We start from the raw sequence: 18,030 nt of genomic DNA, 5'->3' as shown, positions 1-18,030 counted from the left end.
TTATTCGAAGGAATCTTCAAAAAGTGCCAGTCAAATTTTTTAAAACAACAGAATAGGACAAAAAAAATCCCGTTCAAAAGAACAGGATTTTTAAAATTATAAGTTTTCGACCAAGATCCAGGCTTGTGGATTTTCGCCTTTTTGTATTTCTTTCTGAGCTACTTCAGCTTCTTTCATTGTAGCATAACTTCCGTATAAAACCGGAAACAAACCGTGCTTATTTTCTTTTAGCATTCTAGCTTTAAAACCATCTTTAATTAATTGATTATAAGCTTTTCTAGCATTTTGTTCGCTTCTAAAAGCACCGGCCATAATGTGGTATGGCATTGTTGGCTCAACAGTTTCAACTTTAGCAGAATCTACAGAAAGCGTAACAGCTGGAAGCGGACTTTTGATAAAAAATGTTGCTTCTTGAATTTTGTCTTGTACTTTTTTCTGAACCGATTTTTCTACCAAAAGGGTTTGGTTATCAATTTGGTTTTGGTACAATGGATAACCGATGCTTCCTGTAATTCCAAGTCCTAAAACTAGAATAGCAGCATATCTTAAGAATGAATTTGAAGATTTAGTCTGTTCTTCGTTTTCATATAACAAAACAGCGTCTTTTTCTTTTGCCGCAATCTTTTCGATTTTTTTCTCGAAAATTTCTTTTTTCACAACTGGAGAAACAAAAGGACTTAATCCGAAAGAAGTAGCCAAATAGTTAGTTTGATCGTTTGGTCTGAAAACAATATTCCCTTCAGAATTTAAACGAAGCTCTCCAATGTTTTTTAAAAGAATAACACCATTTTCATCTAAAGTTTTTTTCCAATTTAAAACCTCAAAAGCAATTGCGCTAACTGCAAAACCATAAGATGTTTTTTCAGCTTGAGCAATGTGATTTGCCAGCAATCCGTCATTATTTTTGATACGGCTGTTGAAAGAAATGGTTTTTTTTGGAGGAAAAAACGAATTAGTGCTCTCATTCAGCTGAGCCGAATGAATTTCGGTTAAAAATGCACCAAATCCTGGAACCGTTACACACTGATAACGATACAATAACTGCGAGATATATACTTCGATTTTCATAGTAACAAAGTTATGCATCGCTTATAGTTATCAAAATTTTATTCACAATTTTTATTAACAATTCACAATTATTTTTAGACAATTCGTTTTCAAATATTTAGCTCAATGTTTTGGCTTAGTACAAAAAGTAAATAGATTTTAATTCTAAAATTTATTAAGAAATTACTTTGTTTTAATGATATTTGCGCCTCCTAAAAAGTAAAATTATTTTTTCTATTTTACATAATGTTTTAAAAGATGACCGATCAAGAATTGTTTTATTTATTAGCCCTGCTAAAGGTTGATGGAGTGGGTGATATAATGGGTAAAAAGCTGCTCCATTCATTTGGCAGTGCTCAAGCTATTTTTAATGCAAAAAACAATCAACTAGCAGCAGTTGACGGAATTGGAACGGTTTTATTGAAGAACTTAAAAGATAAAAGTGTTTTTGAAAAGGCTCAAAAAGAATTAGAATTCATACAAAAGAACAATATTCAGATTTCTTGTTTTAAAGATGAAAGCTATCCCGAAAGATTAAAGCATTGTATTGATGCGCCAATTTTAATTTTTACAGCTGGGAATATTGATCTTAAAAACAAGAAAATAATCAGCATTGTCGGTACTCGGCAGATTACTTCGTATGGAACTGAATTTTGTAAAAAACTGATCGAAGATTTGGCGCCCTTAGACCCTATAATCGTCAGCGGATTTGCTTATGGTGTTGATATTGTTGCACATCAAGCCGCGATGGATTATAATTTGCAGACCATTGGAGTTTTGGCTCATGGTTTAAATCAAATCTATCCCAGAACGCATAAAAAGTACATGGCAAAAATGGAGGAGAACGGCGGCTTTATAACTGAATTTTGGAGCGATTCTAATCCTGATAAAGAAAAATTTGTACGCCGAAATCGAATTGTAGCAGGAATGACCGAAGCAACAATTGTAATCGAATCTGCAGACAAGGGAGGTTCGTTAATAACGGCAAATATGGCCAATGAATATAATCGTGATGTATTTGCTGTGCCTGGAAGAGTTACAGACAAATACAGTCAAGGCTGTAATAATTTGATTAAAACTCAGAAAGCTAATCTATTAACAGATGCAGCCGATTTGATTTATATGTTGAATTGGGATATTAAAGAAAAATCAAAAAGTATTCAGAAACAGCTTTTTATAGAACTAGAACCTGACGAACAGAAGATCTATGATTTTCTTCAAAAAAACGGAAAAGAATTGCTAGACATTATTGCTGTTAAATGTGATTTTCCAATTTATAGAATGTCGGGAATTTTAATTAATATGGAACTTAAAGGCTTAATACGACCACTTCCTGGAAAACTTTTTGAGTCAATTTAACGCAGAAAATCTTATTTTTTATTTTTGAAGTGTTTGTACAATTTGTAAAGTATAAAAATCAGTAATAACCCAAATAGGATATTTAAGATTTGAAATAAATAGGGCGGCACATCATAATCTTCAATATATTTATTCATCTTTTTATTATTTAAAAGATTAATATAGATGAAGTTACAAAAAAATATTCAGATATTTAACAAAAAAAACGTTGACCAGTTTTGAAACTTGATCAACGTTTTAATTTATGAAATTTAAATTTTATTTTGCGAAACCAAGTACTTCGCGAACTTTTGCTAAAACACCATCGGCAACAACAGAAGCTTTTGCTGCACCTTTTTTCAATAGAGCATCTACCTCTTCAAGGTTATTGATGTAGTAATTGTATGTTTCTCTTTCAGTTTTAAATTTCTCAGTAATCAGTTCAAACAAAGCTTGTTTGGCGTGACCGTAACCATAATTTCCGCCTAAATAATTGGCTCTCATTTGTGCAATCTGTTCCTCATTTGCTAATAAAGAATAAATAGCAAATGCATTACAAGTATCTGGATTTTTTGGATCTTCAAGCGGCGTACTGTCAGTTTCAATACTCATTACTTGTTTGCGTAATGTCTTGTCATCCAAGAAAATATTAATAATATTATTAGCAGATTTACTCATTTTTCCTCCATTTGTTCCAGGAATCAGCATTATGTCTTCTTGAATTTTTGCTTCAGGAATTACAAAAGTTTCGCCCATTTGATGATTAAAACGAGAAGCGACATCGCGAGTGATCTCTAAATGCTGCAGTTGATCTTTTCCAACGGGAACAAATTCAGCATCATACAATAAAATATCTGCAGCCATTAACATCGGATACGTAAATAGTCCAGCATTAACATCGTCTAAACGATCCGCTTTATCTTTGAAAGAATGTGCTAAAGTCAATCTTTGGAAAGGGAAAAAACAGCTTAAATACCAAGTCAATTCAGTAGTCTGCACCACATCAGATTGTCTGTAGAAAGTCACTTTTTCAGGATTTAAACCACATGCAAGCCAAGCCGCAGCCGTGCTGTAGGTGTTTTCTCTTAAAGTTTTTCCGTCTTTAATCTGAGTAATCGAATGTAAATCAGCAATAAACAAAAAAGATTCGTTATCCGGATTGTTTGACAATTCGATTGCTGGAATAATTGCTCCTAATAAATTTCCTAAATGCGGTGTTCCTGTACTTTGAACACCCGTAAGTATTTTTGCCATTCTAGATTTTTTCTGAAATGCAAATGTCGTGATGTTTTTTTTAACCGCAAAGTGTGCAAAGGTTTATCGCATTGTTTTGTTTTTTTGTGAGTCATTTTAACGCAGAGCGCGCAAAGGGTTTTCGCAAAGGAAAGAGGTTTTATTTCTTTGAGAGATTGCTTTGCAATAAGTTCACTAAGCTTTATCTTCTGTAAAGTAGTCTGAATTAAAACCATTCAATTAAATTATAAGAAAATATTTATAATTTTGATTTTTTTTTAGATTATGACAGAAAACGAAATATCAAATATTGTAATTGGGTTAGCTATTGAAATTCATAAAAAACTTGGACCAGGTTTATTAGAAAATGTGTATAAAGAATGTTTGTTTTATAAGATTAAACAAAAAGGTCTTCTTGTCGAAAAAGAGAAAGCTTTGCCATTAGTTTTTGAAGAAGTAAAGCTGGATTGTGGCTATCGTATTGATTTGCTTGTTGAAAACAAATTTCTAATCGAGGTAAAAAGCGTAGAATCACTTACCGTTAACCATTTGGCACAAACATTAACCTACTTGAAGTTAGGAAATTTTAAACTTGGTTTATTGGTAAATTTCAATGAAAGTCTTTTAAAAAATGGTATTAGAAGAGTTGTAAATAATTTATAAATAAAGCTTTGCGAACTTGTTGCAAAGCAATCTCTCAAAGAAATAAAACTTCTTTCCTTTGCGAAGCCCTTTGTGCGCTCTGCGTTAAAAAAGCAACGAGCTTAGGAAAATAAAAAACTTTATTAAATTCATTTCTGTTTTCTTACTTTTGAAACTATGAAAATATTTAAAATTGCTTTTTGGGTTTTATGGCGCATTTGGTTTTACATTTTAATGGCCATTCCGATTTTGATTATGCTGCCGTTTTTACTGACTTCTATTATCTCAGAGAAAGGTTATCCCTATTTTTTTAAAATGGCTCGGATTTGGGCTAAATTCATTCTTTTCGGAATGGGTTTTTACTATACCGTAAAACGCGAACAGAAGCTCATTAAAGGCAAAAGTTATATGATTGTGGCCAATCATACCTCAATGACAGATATAATGCTTATGCTGGCCATAATTAAAAATCCGTTTGTTTTTGTTGGGAAAAAAGAGCTTGTGAAGATTCCGCTTTTCGGATTTTTCTATAAAAGGACCTGCATTTTGGTTGACAGAAGTTCTTCAAGAAGTAAAAATGAAGTTTTTAAAAGAGCTCAAAGCCGTTTAAATCAAGGTTTAAGTATTTGTATATTTCCAGAAGGCGGCGTCCCAGACGATGAAAGTATTTTGCTCGATGAATTTAAAGACGGGGCTTTCAGACTAGCAATAGATCATCAAATTCCGATTGTTCCAATAGTTTTTGCCGATAATAAAGAACGTTTTTCGTATACTTTTTTAAGCGGAAGTCCTGGCAGAATGAGAGTTAAAGTTCTTCCTTTTATAGAAACAAAAAATTTGACCATTGATCATAGGAAAGAACTTAAAGATCAGGTTCGAAATATAATTTACGATGGTTTGGTTGATTTCCAGAAGACCAAATAAATATAAAAGCCGATAGATTTAAGAAATCTATCGGCTTTTGTTTTTGAATTAAAAACCCCCCATTTTTATTCAAAAGTTATCTATGAATTATTTTTTCAGAAATAAAACGCAATACTTTTTTAAATTTCAATTTGGTTTTTCTTCGGTTTTTATTGTACAACAATTCTATTTTTTCTTTCATGGCTAAAAATATTAATGGTTGATAATAAAGAGTTTAAATTAATAACTCAAGTTAATGTCACATTATTATAGATAGAGAAAAATAAAAATGGTTGCGTCAAAATTGGAAAAAAAAGTAAAAAAAATTTGATAAAACCCGTCAGTATGAATTACTAACGGGTTTTAATTCAAATAACCAACCAATTTAAATTCTAAAAAAGCCTCAAATTGATATATGGCTTACCAATTTGGAAACCCTGCTTTTTTTAATAGATGCACTTTTGTCGAAAAGGTTGCGTCAAGTTTTTATTTTTATTTGAATAAAAAAATCCTGACAGATTTTATAGTCTATCAGGATTTAGATTAGTCATTTTTTGACTTATATGAGATTAAGCGTTTGCTAATTCTTTAATATGTTCTTTAATTTTAACTTCAAGTTCGTCAGCAAGTTCTGGATTATCTTTAATTAAAGTTTTAACAGCATCACGACCTTGTCCTAATTTTGTATCGCCATAACTGAACCAAGATCCTGCCTTTTTAACGATGTCAAATTCTACAGCTAAATCTAAAATTTCTCCTGTTTTAGAAACTCCTTCTCCATACATAATGTCAAATTCGGCAGTTTTAAAAGGCGGGGCAACTTTATTTTTAACAATTTTAACTTTAGTTCTGTTTCCAATTACATTTTCACCGTCTTTGATTTGTGCAGAACGACGAATGTCTAGACGCACAGAAGCGTAAAATTTAAGTGCATTACCCCCAGTTGTAGTTTCTGGATTTCCGAACATTACACCAATTTTTTCACGAAGCTGGTTGATAAAGAAAACAGTACAGTTTGTTTTGCTGATAGTTCCAGTAAGTTTTCTCAAAGCCTGAGACATTAGACGAGCATGAAGACCCATTTTTGAATCTCCCATTTCACCTTCGATTTCGCTTTTTGGAGTCAACGCTGCAACCGAGTCAATTACGACAATATCAATTGCTCCAGAACGAATTAAGTTCTCTGCAATTTCTAAAGCCTGTTCACCATTGTCCGGCTGAGAAATAATTAAATTCTCGATATCAACATTTAGTTTTTCTGCATAGTTTCTATCAAAAGCATGTTCCGCATCGATAAAAGCAGCAATACCTCCAGCTTTTTGAGCTTCTGCAATAGCATGAAGCGTCAAAGTAGTTTTACCAGAAGATTCTGGTCCGTATATTTCAATAATTCTTCCTTTAGGATAACCATTCACTCCAAGAGCTAAATCAACGCCAAGTGAACCAGAAGAAATCGTTTCTACCTCCACAATGGCTCTGTCGCCCATTTTCATTACGGTTCCTTTTCCGTAGGTTTTGTCAAGTTTGTCAAGCGTTAATTGTAACGCTTTTAATTTGGCTTCTTTGTCTGAACTCATCTTTTTATTAAGTGTCTAAATTGTTATTTTCTTTCAAACAAAAATCAAAAAGAGCAAATAACTTCCTGGTTTTTATTTGTGACTTGTAATTTGGTAAAATTAGTTCTTTTTTTTGAAGTTAATTGTCCCAAATTGTATCAAATTTGCACAAATTGTACTATAAAAATAAAGCCTTTAATTCTGTTGCATCAGATGGTTTTATCTTTCCGGCAAGTAATAAACTCAGCTGTTTACGACGAAGCGCCGCGTCAAAACGTTGTATTTCTAGATCGGTTTCAGGTACAATCGCAGGTACTTCAACTGGTCGTCCAGTGTCGTCTACAGCAACAAAAGTATAAATTGCTTCATTTGCTTTGGTTCTGTTTCCAGATTCGCGGTCTTCTACCCACACATCAATAAAAACTTCCATAGAACTTTTGAATGATCTTGAAACTTTTGCTTCTACCGTTACAACGCTTCCAAGCGAAATAGCTCTGTTAAAAGCAACGTGATTTACAGAAGCCGTAACTACAATTCTACGTGAATGTCTGCGGGCAGCAATACTTGCAGCGCGATCCATTCGGGCTAATAATTCGCCGCCAAAAAGATTGTTTAAAGGATTAGTTTCGCTCGGTAAAACTAAATCAGTTAAAATAGTTAGAGATTCTGAAGGATGTTTTGGATTCATTTTCTTAATAATAAAATTTTGTTTGGATGCCCAATAATTGGACTTTTTTGCCACAGATTAAACAGATTAAAATCTGTTAGAATTTGTGAAATCTATTGCTAACTTTAAAATATTTACGGTTGTTAATTCAACCAATAAACTGCCATTACAGCCGGTATAAAATATATGACAATGGTTCTCGCGCCATCGTAATCTTTTGCTAGTCTTTGTCCGAAAAGCATCATTAAGAGACAAATACATGAAAATATAGCTCCATAAAAACCAAATTCTCTTCCGTTATTTGTTAGCAATTGAATACCGCCGACAACACATAAGATTCCCGAAATTAATTCTAATATCAGTAAGTGTAAAAGAGCGAGCGGTACTTGATTTTTTAGTGGTGTTTTGGCAAAATGTTCTTTAAGCCAAGTTACATTATCATTCCAATAAAAAATTTTTTCGTAGCCCGATTGTAAAAAAGTTAAGGCTAAAAATGCCAAAAGTAAGATTGAAGCAACATTGTTCATTTGAAATCTATTTTTTATGAATTAAACGAGTTAGTTTGATAGATAAATCGGTTAGAATTATTTTTGCATTTCCGTTTCTTTCAATATGGTACATGGCATCTGAAAGTTCTTTAAAAATTTCGTGAATGTTGTTTCCATTTACAAAAGGCGCAAAATTTTCGAGTTTAAATTTATCAACTTTTGGTTCTATGTAAACTAAACTCGGCGCTTGATAATTTAACATCAGAGCTTGTCGGAACATTTCGATACAATACTGTATGAATTTTTTCTGGCTTTCGCGTCCAAGCGCAGCGATTTGCTCGCTCCAGGAAATTAAATCCTGAATGGCTGCTGCATTTCCTTTTGCTCTAAAAGCTGCTCGAACCCAATTTACAAACCATTGTTCAAACGGAAATTCGTCATCATCTTCTTTTAATAAATGCAGTGCTTTGCTAAAATTACCCTGCGCTTGATGCGCAATTTTTTTAGCTAAGTTCGGATCTATATTTTCTCGTGCAACCAAAGCTTCGGCTATAACTTTTTCAGGAAGTCCGTTAAAGTGAATTACTTGGCAGCGCGAACGAATGGTTTGAATAATATCTTCTTCATTTTCAGAAATCAGAATAAACATGGTTTTATCTGACGGTTCTTCTAAAAGTTTCAAAAGTTTATTAGAAGCGGCGATATTCATTTTATCGGCCATCCAGATAATCATGATTTTATAACCGCCTTCATAAGATTTCAAAGCAAGTGATTTTAACACTTCCTGCGCATCTTCAACACGAATCTCTCCCTGTTTGTTTTGTACACCAAGAATTTTATACCAATCGAACAAACCACCGTAGGGCATTTCTTGAATGAAACTGCGCCAGTCTTGTATAAAATCTAAACTTTTGGGTTTGGTTTTTACATCTTCGGTAGTAACGGTTGGATAAATAAAATGCAGATCTGGATGTGAAATGTTTTCAAACTTAAGATTACAAGAATCGTTTCCGTTTGAATTTTCGTCGCCTGTATTACTGCATAAAATGTACTGGGCATAAGCAATGGCAGTGATTAATGTGCCACTTCCTTCTGGACCAACGAATAATTGTGCATGCGGGATTCTACCAGAAGCAGCACTTTTTATCAAGTGGCTTTTGATGTAATCTTGACCTAAAATTTGAGAAAATTGCATGGAGCAAAGATAGAAGAAAATGATGTAGTCAAAAATTTTACAGATAAGATTATTTCGTAGTTATAATTTTGAAATTACAAACTCATTTTTCGATTTTTTTCGGATGACTTTCGACATAATTTTGTTAATAAATGTCTCAACCTGAGCAGATATCAAGATTTTTTTGTTAATATTTTTTTTCAAAAAACGCGAAACGTAAGTATTTTTTTATTATTTAAAAGAAAGGATTCGTTTTTTTTATAGCGATTATCTTACGGTTTAGATTTTAACAAATTTAACAAAAAGCACGTTAAAACGCACATTTTCTCGACATAACACTGGTTTTTAAGGTTTTTTTAAGGTTTTTTTTTGAAAAAAAAAATCATTAGAGTTGTAATTTAAGTTAATTTATATATTTTTGTTTTTATCAACAACCAATTATAAATAAGAATCTATGAAAGGGAAAATTACTCTGTTAAGTGCACTTTTTATCTTAACTACTGCAGCCGTTTCGGCACAGGCAAAAAACGCACCAAGAAGTATTATTAGTACAACAGCTCTTATTCGTAAATACCATGATCAAAAAGAATTGAGCGGTATGCAAAAAGGAGAACTTTTGGAATTATACATTGAGCGTATCAAGGTTCTTGTAAAAACCCTTCCTTACATTGCTTTGGTTACAAAACCTGGAGTTACTATGGCCGATCTTGGTATTCCAGACGATAACGAACACAAAAAAGTTTTAGATGCTCAGGCAGTTGGTACATCAACATTTTTGGATACTACAGTAGAATTCCAAAGAAAAATGATGCCTTACTCTGATAAAGGAAATCTAATCGCTGCAATCTTGTTCTACGAAAGTACATTGAAATCATTACACGAGTTCAACGATTTGAACGAAATGTAATAAAGATATTTTTTTTAAAACCTTTTTCGAAATGTTTACGTAGATGGATGAAATCTATTTGAACATTCTTGAGAAACAAAATAAAAAAAAACTCATTCTCGAGGGTTCTGATAATTTCGGAAAACTCGAGAGGAGTTTTTTCATTTACGCATACCCAAATTTATTATTAACCGTAATACCCCCCTTATCATGAAAAAAATTACTCAATTAATCTGCGTTCTTTTGACAGTTACGAGTATGAGTGCTCAACAAGAGAAAGGAATTATGGGCTACAACAATTGGTTAAACAATTGGACTGAGTTTAAGCCTAACAAAGTGGACTATGGAGAAGCAAACCAAATTTTAGCAGGAAATATTTCTGTTAATACTAAATTGCTGAAAAGAAATATCTACGTTTTGCAAGGAAACGTATATGTTACAAACAATGCTGTTTTAACTATTGAACCAGGAACTTTAATTATTGGTGATTTCGAAACAAAAGGAACATTGGTAGTTACAAAAGGTGCACAAATTGTTGCAGACGGTTTAGAAACAGATCCAATTGTATTTACTTCAAACCGCAGCATGAAAAAAGCTGGAGACTGGGGTGGACTTGTAATTCTTGGTGATGCTCCAATTAATAAATTTGGAAATGTAGGTTCTTACAACCTTGATCTTGACCCAACTCTTACTACTTACGGTGGAGACAACGTAGCTTCAAACTCTGGAATTTTAAGATTTGTTAGAATCGAGTTTGCTGGTAAAAAAGTAAAAGGTTTAGATACATTTAACGGTTTAACTATTGCAGGTGTTGGTAATAAAACGATTATTGACAATGTAATGGTAAGCTACTCTGGAGGAGATTCATTTGCTTTCTTCGGTGGAGATGTTAATGCTTCTAAATTAGTTTCTTATAAATCTATCAACGACGACTTTAAATTTACACAAGGTGTACAATGTCGTTTATTCAACTCTTTAGCAGTTAGATCTTCTTACTTATCAAGTAACAAAGACGGATCTCGTTGTATGGAGGTGAAATCTTATGAGAAAAAGAACGAAACAGACTTTACAAAAAAACAAACTCTCGTAGCTGCTACAAATATTACTATGCTTAATGACAGTGAAAATATCAAAGCTGATATTCAAGCAGGGTTAGTAAAAGAATGTGTATATGTTGCAGAAGCTGCTTCTCTTGAATTAAAGCGTAGTGTAATCTCTGGTTTCAATCCTGCTGTTTTATTAGACAGTAAAATTGAAATCAACGATGCTAATCTTAAAAAAATCAAATTTGAAGAAATGTACTTCAACTTATGTAACGGAAACATCTTTACAGAGTACAATTCTAATAATGAAGATTTAGAGAGCTGGTATGGAAATAGCGTGTTTTTTAACGTTTATTCTCAAAGCAGTAACAATGAAACATTCATTGATATCGCAAACCCTAAAAAACCAGATTTCAGATTACAACTAGGAAAAATCACGGCTTCAAGCGGCAATAGATAAATAGATTTCGATTTTTATTTCCACGCGTAAATTTTATTAATAAAGTCCCCAGACACAATTTATGTATCGTCTCTAACGGACCCAAATAAAGATCAAAACATAATGGTATCTACGAAAAAATATTTTTTATATATAATATTTTTGGTTTCGCCTATTTCGTTAACTCTATATGCACAGAATACAGCAGAAAAACCTACAAAGGCTGCTGGTTCTGAGTGCACATTAACTTTAGGTAATGTTAACCAAAATAATACTAATGCTGTAATTGAAAACAGCAATTCAGATAAATTTAATCAGTTTATAGTAGGGATGTCCAACCCCAAGGACAGCCTTACTATAGTAGCTGAACCAAATACTGTATCTGACGAATGTCAGGAAAATTCATCGCTTACAGCAACTTCAATTCTTGCAAAAGATATAATTGAAAACTACAAGTATGATTTTTCTGAAACATTCATTGATATTTTGTTTTTTGAGCGTATAGACTTAGCAAGAACACGCACTATATGATTCAAAAAATTACTTTATCTTTTACTAAATTTTTACTTTTATTTAGCATTTTGTTCTTTGCTAAATCGAATTCTTATGCGCAAACTATAGTGCCTCAAACATTTGATGGTTTAGAAAAGCTTTGTGCTGGAAATTCGTTTAATGAATTTTATGCTAGTTTCAGTTATATAGATTTTCCCGCAGGTACTACTTTTGTAGTTGAGCTTTCAGACGCTGCGGGAAATTTTACTTCTCCTATTGCTACGACACTGCTACAGACAATCGATGTTTCTGCTACTCAAAAAACAATTAAATACGCAGTGCCAACAGATTTAGTTGGTTCTGACATCTACAGTTTAAGAGTGAAAAGTTCAACTGGAGTTACTAGTACGAGATTTAAAAATTCTTTGGGAAATACTTCTTTTCCTGCTTATTTTAAACAATTCGAAGGTCCTTTCTTTATTAATAACAAAAGTGATGTCGCTATGATTTGTTCTGGCGGTAATTTAACACTTTCTATTAGTTCAGAATCACCTTCTCCTGCCAGTATCGCTAATATCAAATACAAATGGTATAAAGACGATGTTCTAATAGCAGGACAAAGTTCTAAAGAGATAGTTGTAAACAGTACAGGAAAATATTATGCAGAGATTGATTACGGACAATGTTCTGATGTAAACTTTAGTTCTAATCGTGTCAATGTCACTTCTTCTAGCAGCGGTTCTGCTGTTACAATCGATTCAAGCTTAGGTAACCCATTTTGTGCCAGCGGTACAGGAACGGTTTTAACAGCAACTTCAGGAAATAGTTATGTTTGGAAAAAAGACGGAGTAGTTATAGCAGGTGCAACAAATCGTACGTATTCAACAAATGAATCTGGAGTTTATACTGTCGAAGTAGATTTTGGAGGATGTAAAGCTACAGGAAGTATTAATCTTCAAAGCAACGGATTTGAAGCAAGCATAGATGCTCAAGATGGATATAAACTAAGTGAAGGTGAAACATTAACGGTTAATGTTACAACAGATGCTACAAATGCTACTTTCGAATGGTACTTAAACAACAATTTAATTGCTGGAGAAACAGGAAGTTCATATGTGATATCCGTAAAAGGTAATTACAAAGTAAAAATTTCTCAAGCCTCTGGTTGTATTGCAAACAGAGAGTTTTCATTTAAAATTAATGGTGATTCCGGACCGTCAACAGTTATTCCAAATATCATAAAGTTGAGCGGGATGAATCCGTATTGGAATATTCCAGATGAATATAAGAATGCTTCTACCAGTGTAATTATTATTAGTTCAAACGGAGATAAGGTTCTCGATGTAGTGAATTATCAAGGCGATTGGCCTCAAAACAATATAGATTTTAAAAATGTAAATCCCGTTTATTACTATGTCATTAAAGGCGACACAGGTGAAAAAAAAGGATCAATAACTGTGATAAAATAATATGAAGAAAATTTTACTATTCATCACTTTATTTTACGGTTTTTCAAATGTACTCTATTCTCAAAATGCTTCTGAGGATGGAGTTGTTTCGTTTTCATTACCTATCAGAAATTCTTTAAAGTTTAATAGATATTTAATTAACCCAACATTCAGTTTTGTTCGAGAAACAAATCCATATATAAGCTTTTATAATAAGAGACAATGGGTTCAGTTTGATGATGCTCCACAGACTTATATTGCCAATTATTCTGGACGTATCAAAGAAAATGATGCTTTTGCAGTTGCATTATTTCAACAAAATTATGGATTAATGACTGTTTTTGGAGGTGTTGTCAATTTTGCGCACAACATTGTTCTTCAAGAAGACAGTAATTTGACTTTTGGTTTAAATGTTGGTGCTTACCAAAGCGGTTTAAATACAGGAAAAATTATCTCAGACGATTCAGATATTCTAACTGGAGAATTTCCTAAAAGTACACTTCTTACCGTAAATCCAGGTATTAACTATGGTACAACTTTTCTAGATTTCGGATTGTCGATCAACAATTTAGTGCTTTACAATTTTGGGTCCGGAATGGTTAAAGATGATCCAGAAAGAGCAATTGAACTTCATGCAATGTACACTGGGTACATTGACAGCTATGGATTTTTTGACAGAAGTAAATTTTCAGGTATTTTAAAAACAGAGATTAAAAAAGACAAAACAGTTATTTCCGGACTTGGTATGTTGACTCTTCAACAAGGAGTTTGGGCACAAGCAGGTTACAACACTTTATATGGAGTTTCAGCGGGACTTGGGGTTAATATTTCTCCAAGCATTGCTATTGAATATAACTACGAAAGAGGAATGGGCAATTTCTCAAACCTAGGCGGATCACACGAATTTGCCATTGCCTATAAATTCAAAAACAGAAATTATTATTACGGAGATGATGATGAAGGATCATTGATTGATCCATCTAAACCAAAGCCAGTACCTGCAAAACCAAAATCAGAAGCAACTCAAGTTAACAGAACTGAGATTGCTGAAAAGAATAGACTGGCAGCCGAAGCAAAAGCAAAAGCCGATGCTGAAGCAAAACAAGCCAGACTTGCCGCTGCAGAGAAAGTTAAGGCAGATGCCGAAGCTGCTGCAAAAGCAAAATTAGAAGCTGACAACAAAGCTAAAGCAGATGCTGAAGCTATTAAGATAAAATTAGCGGCAGATGCAAAAGCAAAAGCCGATGCTGCTGCTGCTGCGAGAGCACAAACAGCCACAGCAAATAGAGCAGTTGCTGCAACACAAAAAACTGCTGCACAATTGGCTGCTGATAAAGCAAGAGCAGATGCAGAAGAACGTAGAATAAAATTAGCTGCAGATAATAAAGCTAGAGTGGATGCTGCTGCCGCTGCAAGAGCACAAGCCGCTGCAAACAAGCCAGGAGCAACTGCAGCACAAAAAACACAAGCACAACTTGCAGCTGACAAAGCGAAGGCTGATGCAGAAGCAATGAAATTAAAATTAGCTGCAGACGCAAAAGCAAAAGCTGATGCTGAAGCTGCCGCAAAAGCGAAAGCTGCTGTTGCAACTCCGCAAAAAACACAGGCACAACTTGCAGCTGACAAAGCTAAGGCAGACGCGGAAGCAATGAAATTAAAATTAGCTGCAGATGCAAAAGCAAAAGCCGATGCTGAAGCTGCTGAGAAAGCAAAAGCTGCCGCTGCAAAACCAGTAGCCGCTCCGCAAAAAACAGCTGCACAATTAGCTGCAGATAAAGCAAAAGCAGATGCAGAAGCTGCTGCTAAAGCAAGGTTAGCCGCTGCTGAAAAAGTAAAAGCTGATGCCGAAGCTGCAAGACAAGCTAGACTGGCAGCAGCAGAAAAAGCTAAGGCAGATGCTGAGGCTGCAAGATTAAAATTAATTGAAGATAATAAAGCGAAAGCAGAAGCTGCTGAAGCAAAACGTAAAGCCGATGCAAAAGCGAAAGCAGAAGCTGCAGATATGCAGTCAATTCTTGCTGCCGATGCAAAAGCGAAAGCAGACTCAGATGCATTACAAGCTAGATTAGCTGCAGAAGCAAAAGCAAAAGCCGCAGCTGAAGCAAAAACTAAAGCATCTATTGATGCTGCTAATAAGGCAAAAGCTGCTGCAGATGCAAAAGCAAAAGCTGCAGAGGAAGCTGCTCTTAAAGAAAAATTAGCTGCTGATGCAAAAGCAAAAGCAGATGAAGAGGCTAGACAAGCTCTAATTGCTGCCGAAGCAAAAGCAAAAGCCGATGCGGAAGCATTAAAATTGAAACAAGCAAAAGATGCTCGTCAAGCACAATTAGCTGCAGAAGCAAAAGCGAAAGCAGATGCTGAAGCACTTCAAGCGAAACTTGTTGCAGATGCAAAAGCGAAAGCCGATGCCGAAGCTGCAGCAAAAGCAAAATTAGAAGCAGATAATAAAGCAAAAGCGGAAGCCGAAGCACAACAAGCAAGACTAGCGGCAGAAGCTGCGGCAAAAGCCGATGCTGAAGCTGAAAAAGCTAGATTGGCTGCAGATGCAAAAGCAAAAGCAGATATGGAAGCTCTACAAGCAAAACTAATTGCTGACGCCAGAGTTAAAGCCGATGCTGAAGCAACTGCAAAAGCAAAAGCAGAAGCAGAAGCGAAAAAATTACAAGAAGCGGAAGAGGCACGTCAAGCTAAATTAGCTGCAGATGCGAAAGCAAAAGCTGACGCCGAAGCGTTACAAGCTAAACTTGCTGCCGACGCAAAAGCGAAAGCAGATGCAGAAGCATTAAAAGCACAACAAGCTGCTGAAGCTAAAGCAAAAGTTGAAGAAGAAGCACGTCAAGCTAAATTAGCTGCCGACGCAAAAGCAAAAGCTGACGCAGAAGCATTACAAGCTAAACTTGCTGCGGATGCCAAAGCAAAAGCAGATGCAGAAGCATTAAAGGCACAACAAGCCGCAGAAGCTAAAGCAAAAGTTGAAGAAGAAGCACGTCAAGCTAAATTAGCTGCAGATGCCAAAGCAAAAGCGGATGCGGAAGCATTAGAAGCTAAACTTGCCGCTGATGCTAAAGCAAAAGCAGATATGGCTGCTCTTCAAGCAAAATTATTGGCTGATGCAAAAGTTAAAGCAGACGCAGAAGCTACAGCAAAAGCGAAAGCAGATGCAGAAGCGAAAAAATTACAAGAAGAGGAAGAAGCGCGTCAGGCTAAATTAGCGGCCGATGCAAAAGCAAAAGCGGATGCTGAAGCAGTAAAAGCACAACAAGCTGCTGAAACTAAAGCAAAAGTTGAAGAAGAAGCACGTCAGGCTAAATTAGCTGCCGACGCAAAAGCAAAAGCTGACGCAGAAGCATTACAAGCTAAACTTGCTGCGGATGCCAAAGCAAAAGCAGATGCAGAAGCATTAAAGGCACAACAAGCCGCAGAAGCTAAAGCGAAACTTGATGAAGAAGCGCGTCAAGCTAAATTAGCAGCCGATGCCAAAGCAAAAGCAGATGCTGAAGCATTAGAAGCTAAACTTGCCGCTGATGCAAAAGCGAAAGCAGATATGGCTGCTCTTCAAGCAAAACTTCTTGCCGATGCAAAAGCGAAAGCTGATGCAGAAGCTACAGAGAAATTAAAAGCGGAAGAAGAAACAAGAAGACTTAGAGAAGAAGAAGATCGTCAGGCAAAATTAGCAGCAGAAAAAGCGAAAGCCGATGCAGAAGCAGCTGCTCTTGCAGCTTCAGCTAAAGATGCTACTGCTAAAGCAATTGATGATTTGACGAAATCTATTGATGATACAAGTAAAACACAAAATGATTTATTAGCACAATTCACAGCAACTGTTGCTAATAAACAAAAAGACTTAAGTGATTTAAAAGAAGAGAATGATTTAAGTGAAAAAGGAATTTATAGAGAGCCAAAACCTTTCAAAAGTGTTGCGGCAGAAAACAGTCAGATTGAAGCTTTAAAATTACAGATTGCTGAAGCAAATAACAGCATGAAAAATGAAATCAATAAGCTGACTAATCTTTATAACGAGAGACTTAAAAAATTCCCTAAAAACGATCCGTTAAACAAAGCGTATCTGGATAAGATAAACGAACTGAAAGCGGCTCAATTAAGAATGGAAAAAGAAGGCGCTGCATTATTAGCCGACTTAGAGCGTATTAAAACAGAGACAGAAATTGAGCGTAAACGTAGAATTAAACGTGCAGCTTACGAGAATGATCAAGGAAGATACGCGCAGGACATTGCTGCTCTTAAACGTATTAAAGAAACGACTAAATTAAGCAGTACCCCATTGACGGCAAATGATTTTGATTTTGGTGAAGAGCAGTCAAATATGCAGATTATTAAGAATATTAAAAATTCTGATAGTGGTTATTATTTAATTATTGCGGTGCATAACAGTGTAGAGAAACGTGATGAGTTCTTGACTAAAGCGGTTGCTTCAGGACGTTCAGATGTAAATTTCTTTTACAATGTAGCCACAAGTAAATACTATATCTATTACGAAAAGTATGATGGTTTACAAGAGGCAACCAAAGCATTAGAAGCGAAAGGAACTAAACCATATAACGGCAAAATGGCTATAGTAAAAGTTGAGAATTAGAAGAAGAATTAATTATATAGATGCGGCTTCTTTGAAAAAAGAAGAGGAACATAAAGTAAATTTTAATAAAGAGTATATGC

Annotated in this window: 14 protein-coding genes; 8 read left to right on the top strand and 6 right to left on the bottom strand. The window is 34.7% G+C overall.

Annotated features, from left to right (window positions below):
- Positions 1-96: 96 nt before the first annotated feature.
- Positions 97-1,068, bottom strand: a complete 972-nt coding sequence (locus QMG60_RS04385; protein ID WP_057115442.1) for an SPOR domain-containing protein — start codon at positions 1,066-1,068, stop codon at positions 97-99.
- 237 nt (positions 1,069-1,305) lie between these two features.
- Here QMG60_RS04385 and dprA point away from each other — a divergent pair, with 237 nt between their 5' ends.
- Positions 1,306-2,406 (top strand): DNA-processing protein DprA, encoded by a 1,101-nt coding sequence (gene dprA / locus QMG60_RS04380; protein ID WP_057115441.1) that lies wholly within the window; start codon positions 1,306-1,308, stop codon positions 2,404-2,406.
- 258 nt (positions 2,407-2,664) lie between these two features.
- Here dprA and trpS read toward each other — a convergent pair whose 3' ends face one another.
- Positions 2,665-3,639 (bottom strand): tryptophan--tRNA ligase, encoded by a 975-nt coding sequence (gene trpS / locus QMG60_RS04375; RefSeq protein ID WP_281866993.1) that lies wholly within the window; start codon positions 3,637-3,639, stop codon positions 2,665-2,667.
- 264 nt (positions 3,640-3,903) lie between these two features.
- Here trpS and QMG60_RS04370 point away from each other — a divergent pair, with 264 nt between their 5' ends.
- Positions 3,904-4,281 (top strand): GxxExxY protein, encoded by a 378-nt coding sequence (locus QMG60_RS04370; RefSeq protein WP_281866992.1) that lies wholly within the window; start codon positions 3,904-3,906, stop codon positions 4,279-4,281.
- Between the two features lie 156 nt (positions 4,282-4,437).
- Positions 4,438-5,184, top strand: coding sequence for a lysophospholipid acyltransferase family protein (locus QMG60_RS04365; RefSeq protein WP_281866991.1), 747 nt, complete (start codon positions 4,438-4,440; stop codon positions 5,182-5,184).
- A gap of 548 nt (positions 5,185-5,732) precedes the next feature.
- Here the strand turns inward: QMG60_RS04365 and recA are convergent.
- The 4 genes from recA to QMG60_RS04345 form a co-directional block, all read right to left on the bottom strand.
- On the bottom strand, positions 5,733-6,740 hold the full coding sequence (gene recA, locus QMG60_RS04360) for a recombinase RecA (RefSeq protein WP_057115437.1): 1,008 nt from the start codon (positions 6,738-6,740) through the stop codon (positions 5,733-5,735).
- A gap of 157 nt (positions 6,741-6,897) precedes the next feature.
- Positions 6,898-7,407: an acyl-CoA thioesterase gene (locus tag QMG60_RS04355; protein ID WP_134138772.1), complete on the bottom strand. Its 510-nt coding sequence runs from the start codon at positions 7,405-7,407 to the stop codon at positions 6,898-6,900.
- 122 nt (positions 7,408-7,529) lie between these two features.
- Positions 7,530-7,913, bottom strand: a complete 384-nt coding sequence (locus QMG60_RS04350) for a hypothetical protein (protein WP_057115435.1) — start codon at positions 7,911-7,913, stop codon at positions 7,530-7,532.
- A 7-nt stretch (positions 7,914-7,920) separates the two neighbouring features.
- Positions 7,921-9,069 carry a DNA polymerase III subunit delta' gene (locus tag QMG60_RS04345; protein ID WP_281866990.1) on the bottom strand — a complete coding sequence of 383 codons (1,149 nt, stop codon included), beginning with the start codon at positions 9,067-9,069 and terminating at the stop codon, positions 7,921-7,923.
- 433 nt (positions 9,070-9,502) lie between these two features.
- Here QMG60_RS04345 and QMG60_RS04340 point away from each other — a divergent pair, with 433 nt between their 5' ends.
- The 5 genes from QMG60_RS04340 to QMG60_RS04320 all read left to right on the top strand — a co-directional run bounded on the left by QMG60_RS04340 (position 9,503) and on the right by QMG60_RS04320 (position 17,950).
- Positions 9,503-9,955: a hypothetical protein gene (locus QMG60_RS04340; RefSeq protein WP_057115433.1), complete on the top strand. Its 453-nt coding sequence runs from the start codon at positions 9,503-9,505 to the stop codon at positions 9,953-9,955.
- A gap of 189 nt (positions 9,956-10,144) precedes the next feature.
- Positions 10,145-11,437 (top strand): hypothetical protein, encoded by a 1,293-nt coding sequence (locus QMG60_RS04335; protein WP_057115432.1) that lies wholly within the window; start codon positions 10,145-10,147, stop codon positions 11,435-11,437.
- Positions 11,438-11,539: 102 nt separating this feature from the next.
- On the top strand, positions 11,540-11,947 hold the full coding sequence (locus tag QMG60_RS04330; protein WP_281866989.1) for a hypothetical protein: 408 nt from the start codon (positions 11,540-11,542) through the stop codon (positions 11,945-11,947).
- A complete protein-coding gene (gene sprC, locus QMG60_RS04325) occupies positions 11,944-13,377 on the top strand; it encodes a gliding motility protein SprC (protein WP_281866988.1) in 1,434 nt (477 codons plus the stop codon). The genes QMG60_RS04330 and sprC overlap by 4 nt, the downstream gene beginning before the upstream one ends.
- Position 13,378: 1 nt before the next feature.
- Entirely contained in the window at positions 13,379-17,950 is a 4,572-nt protein-coding gene (locus tag QMG60_RS04320) for a type IX secretion system membrane protein PorP/SprF (RefSeq protein ID WP_281866987.1), read from the top strand.
- Positions 17,951-18,030 lie beyond the last annotated feature (80 nt).

Origin of the sequence: Flavobacterium sp. GSB-24, assembly GCF_027924665.1 — a bacterium.
Taxonomy (GTDB): domain Bacteria; phylum Bacteroidota; class Bacteroidia; order Flavobacteriales; family Flavobacteriaceae; genus Flavobacterium.
This window is presented reverse-complemented; position numbering and strand designations above follow the sequence as displayed.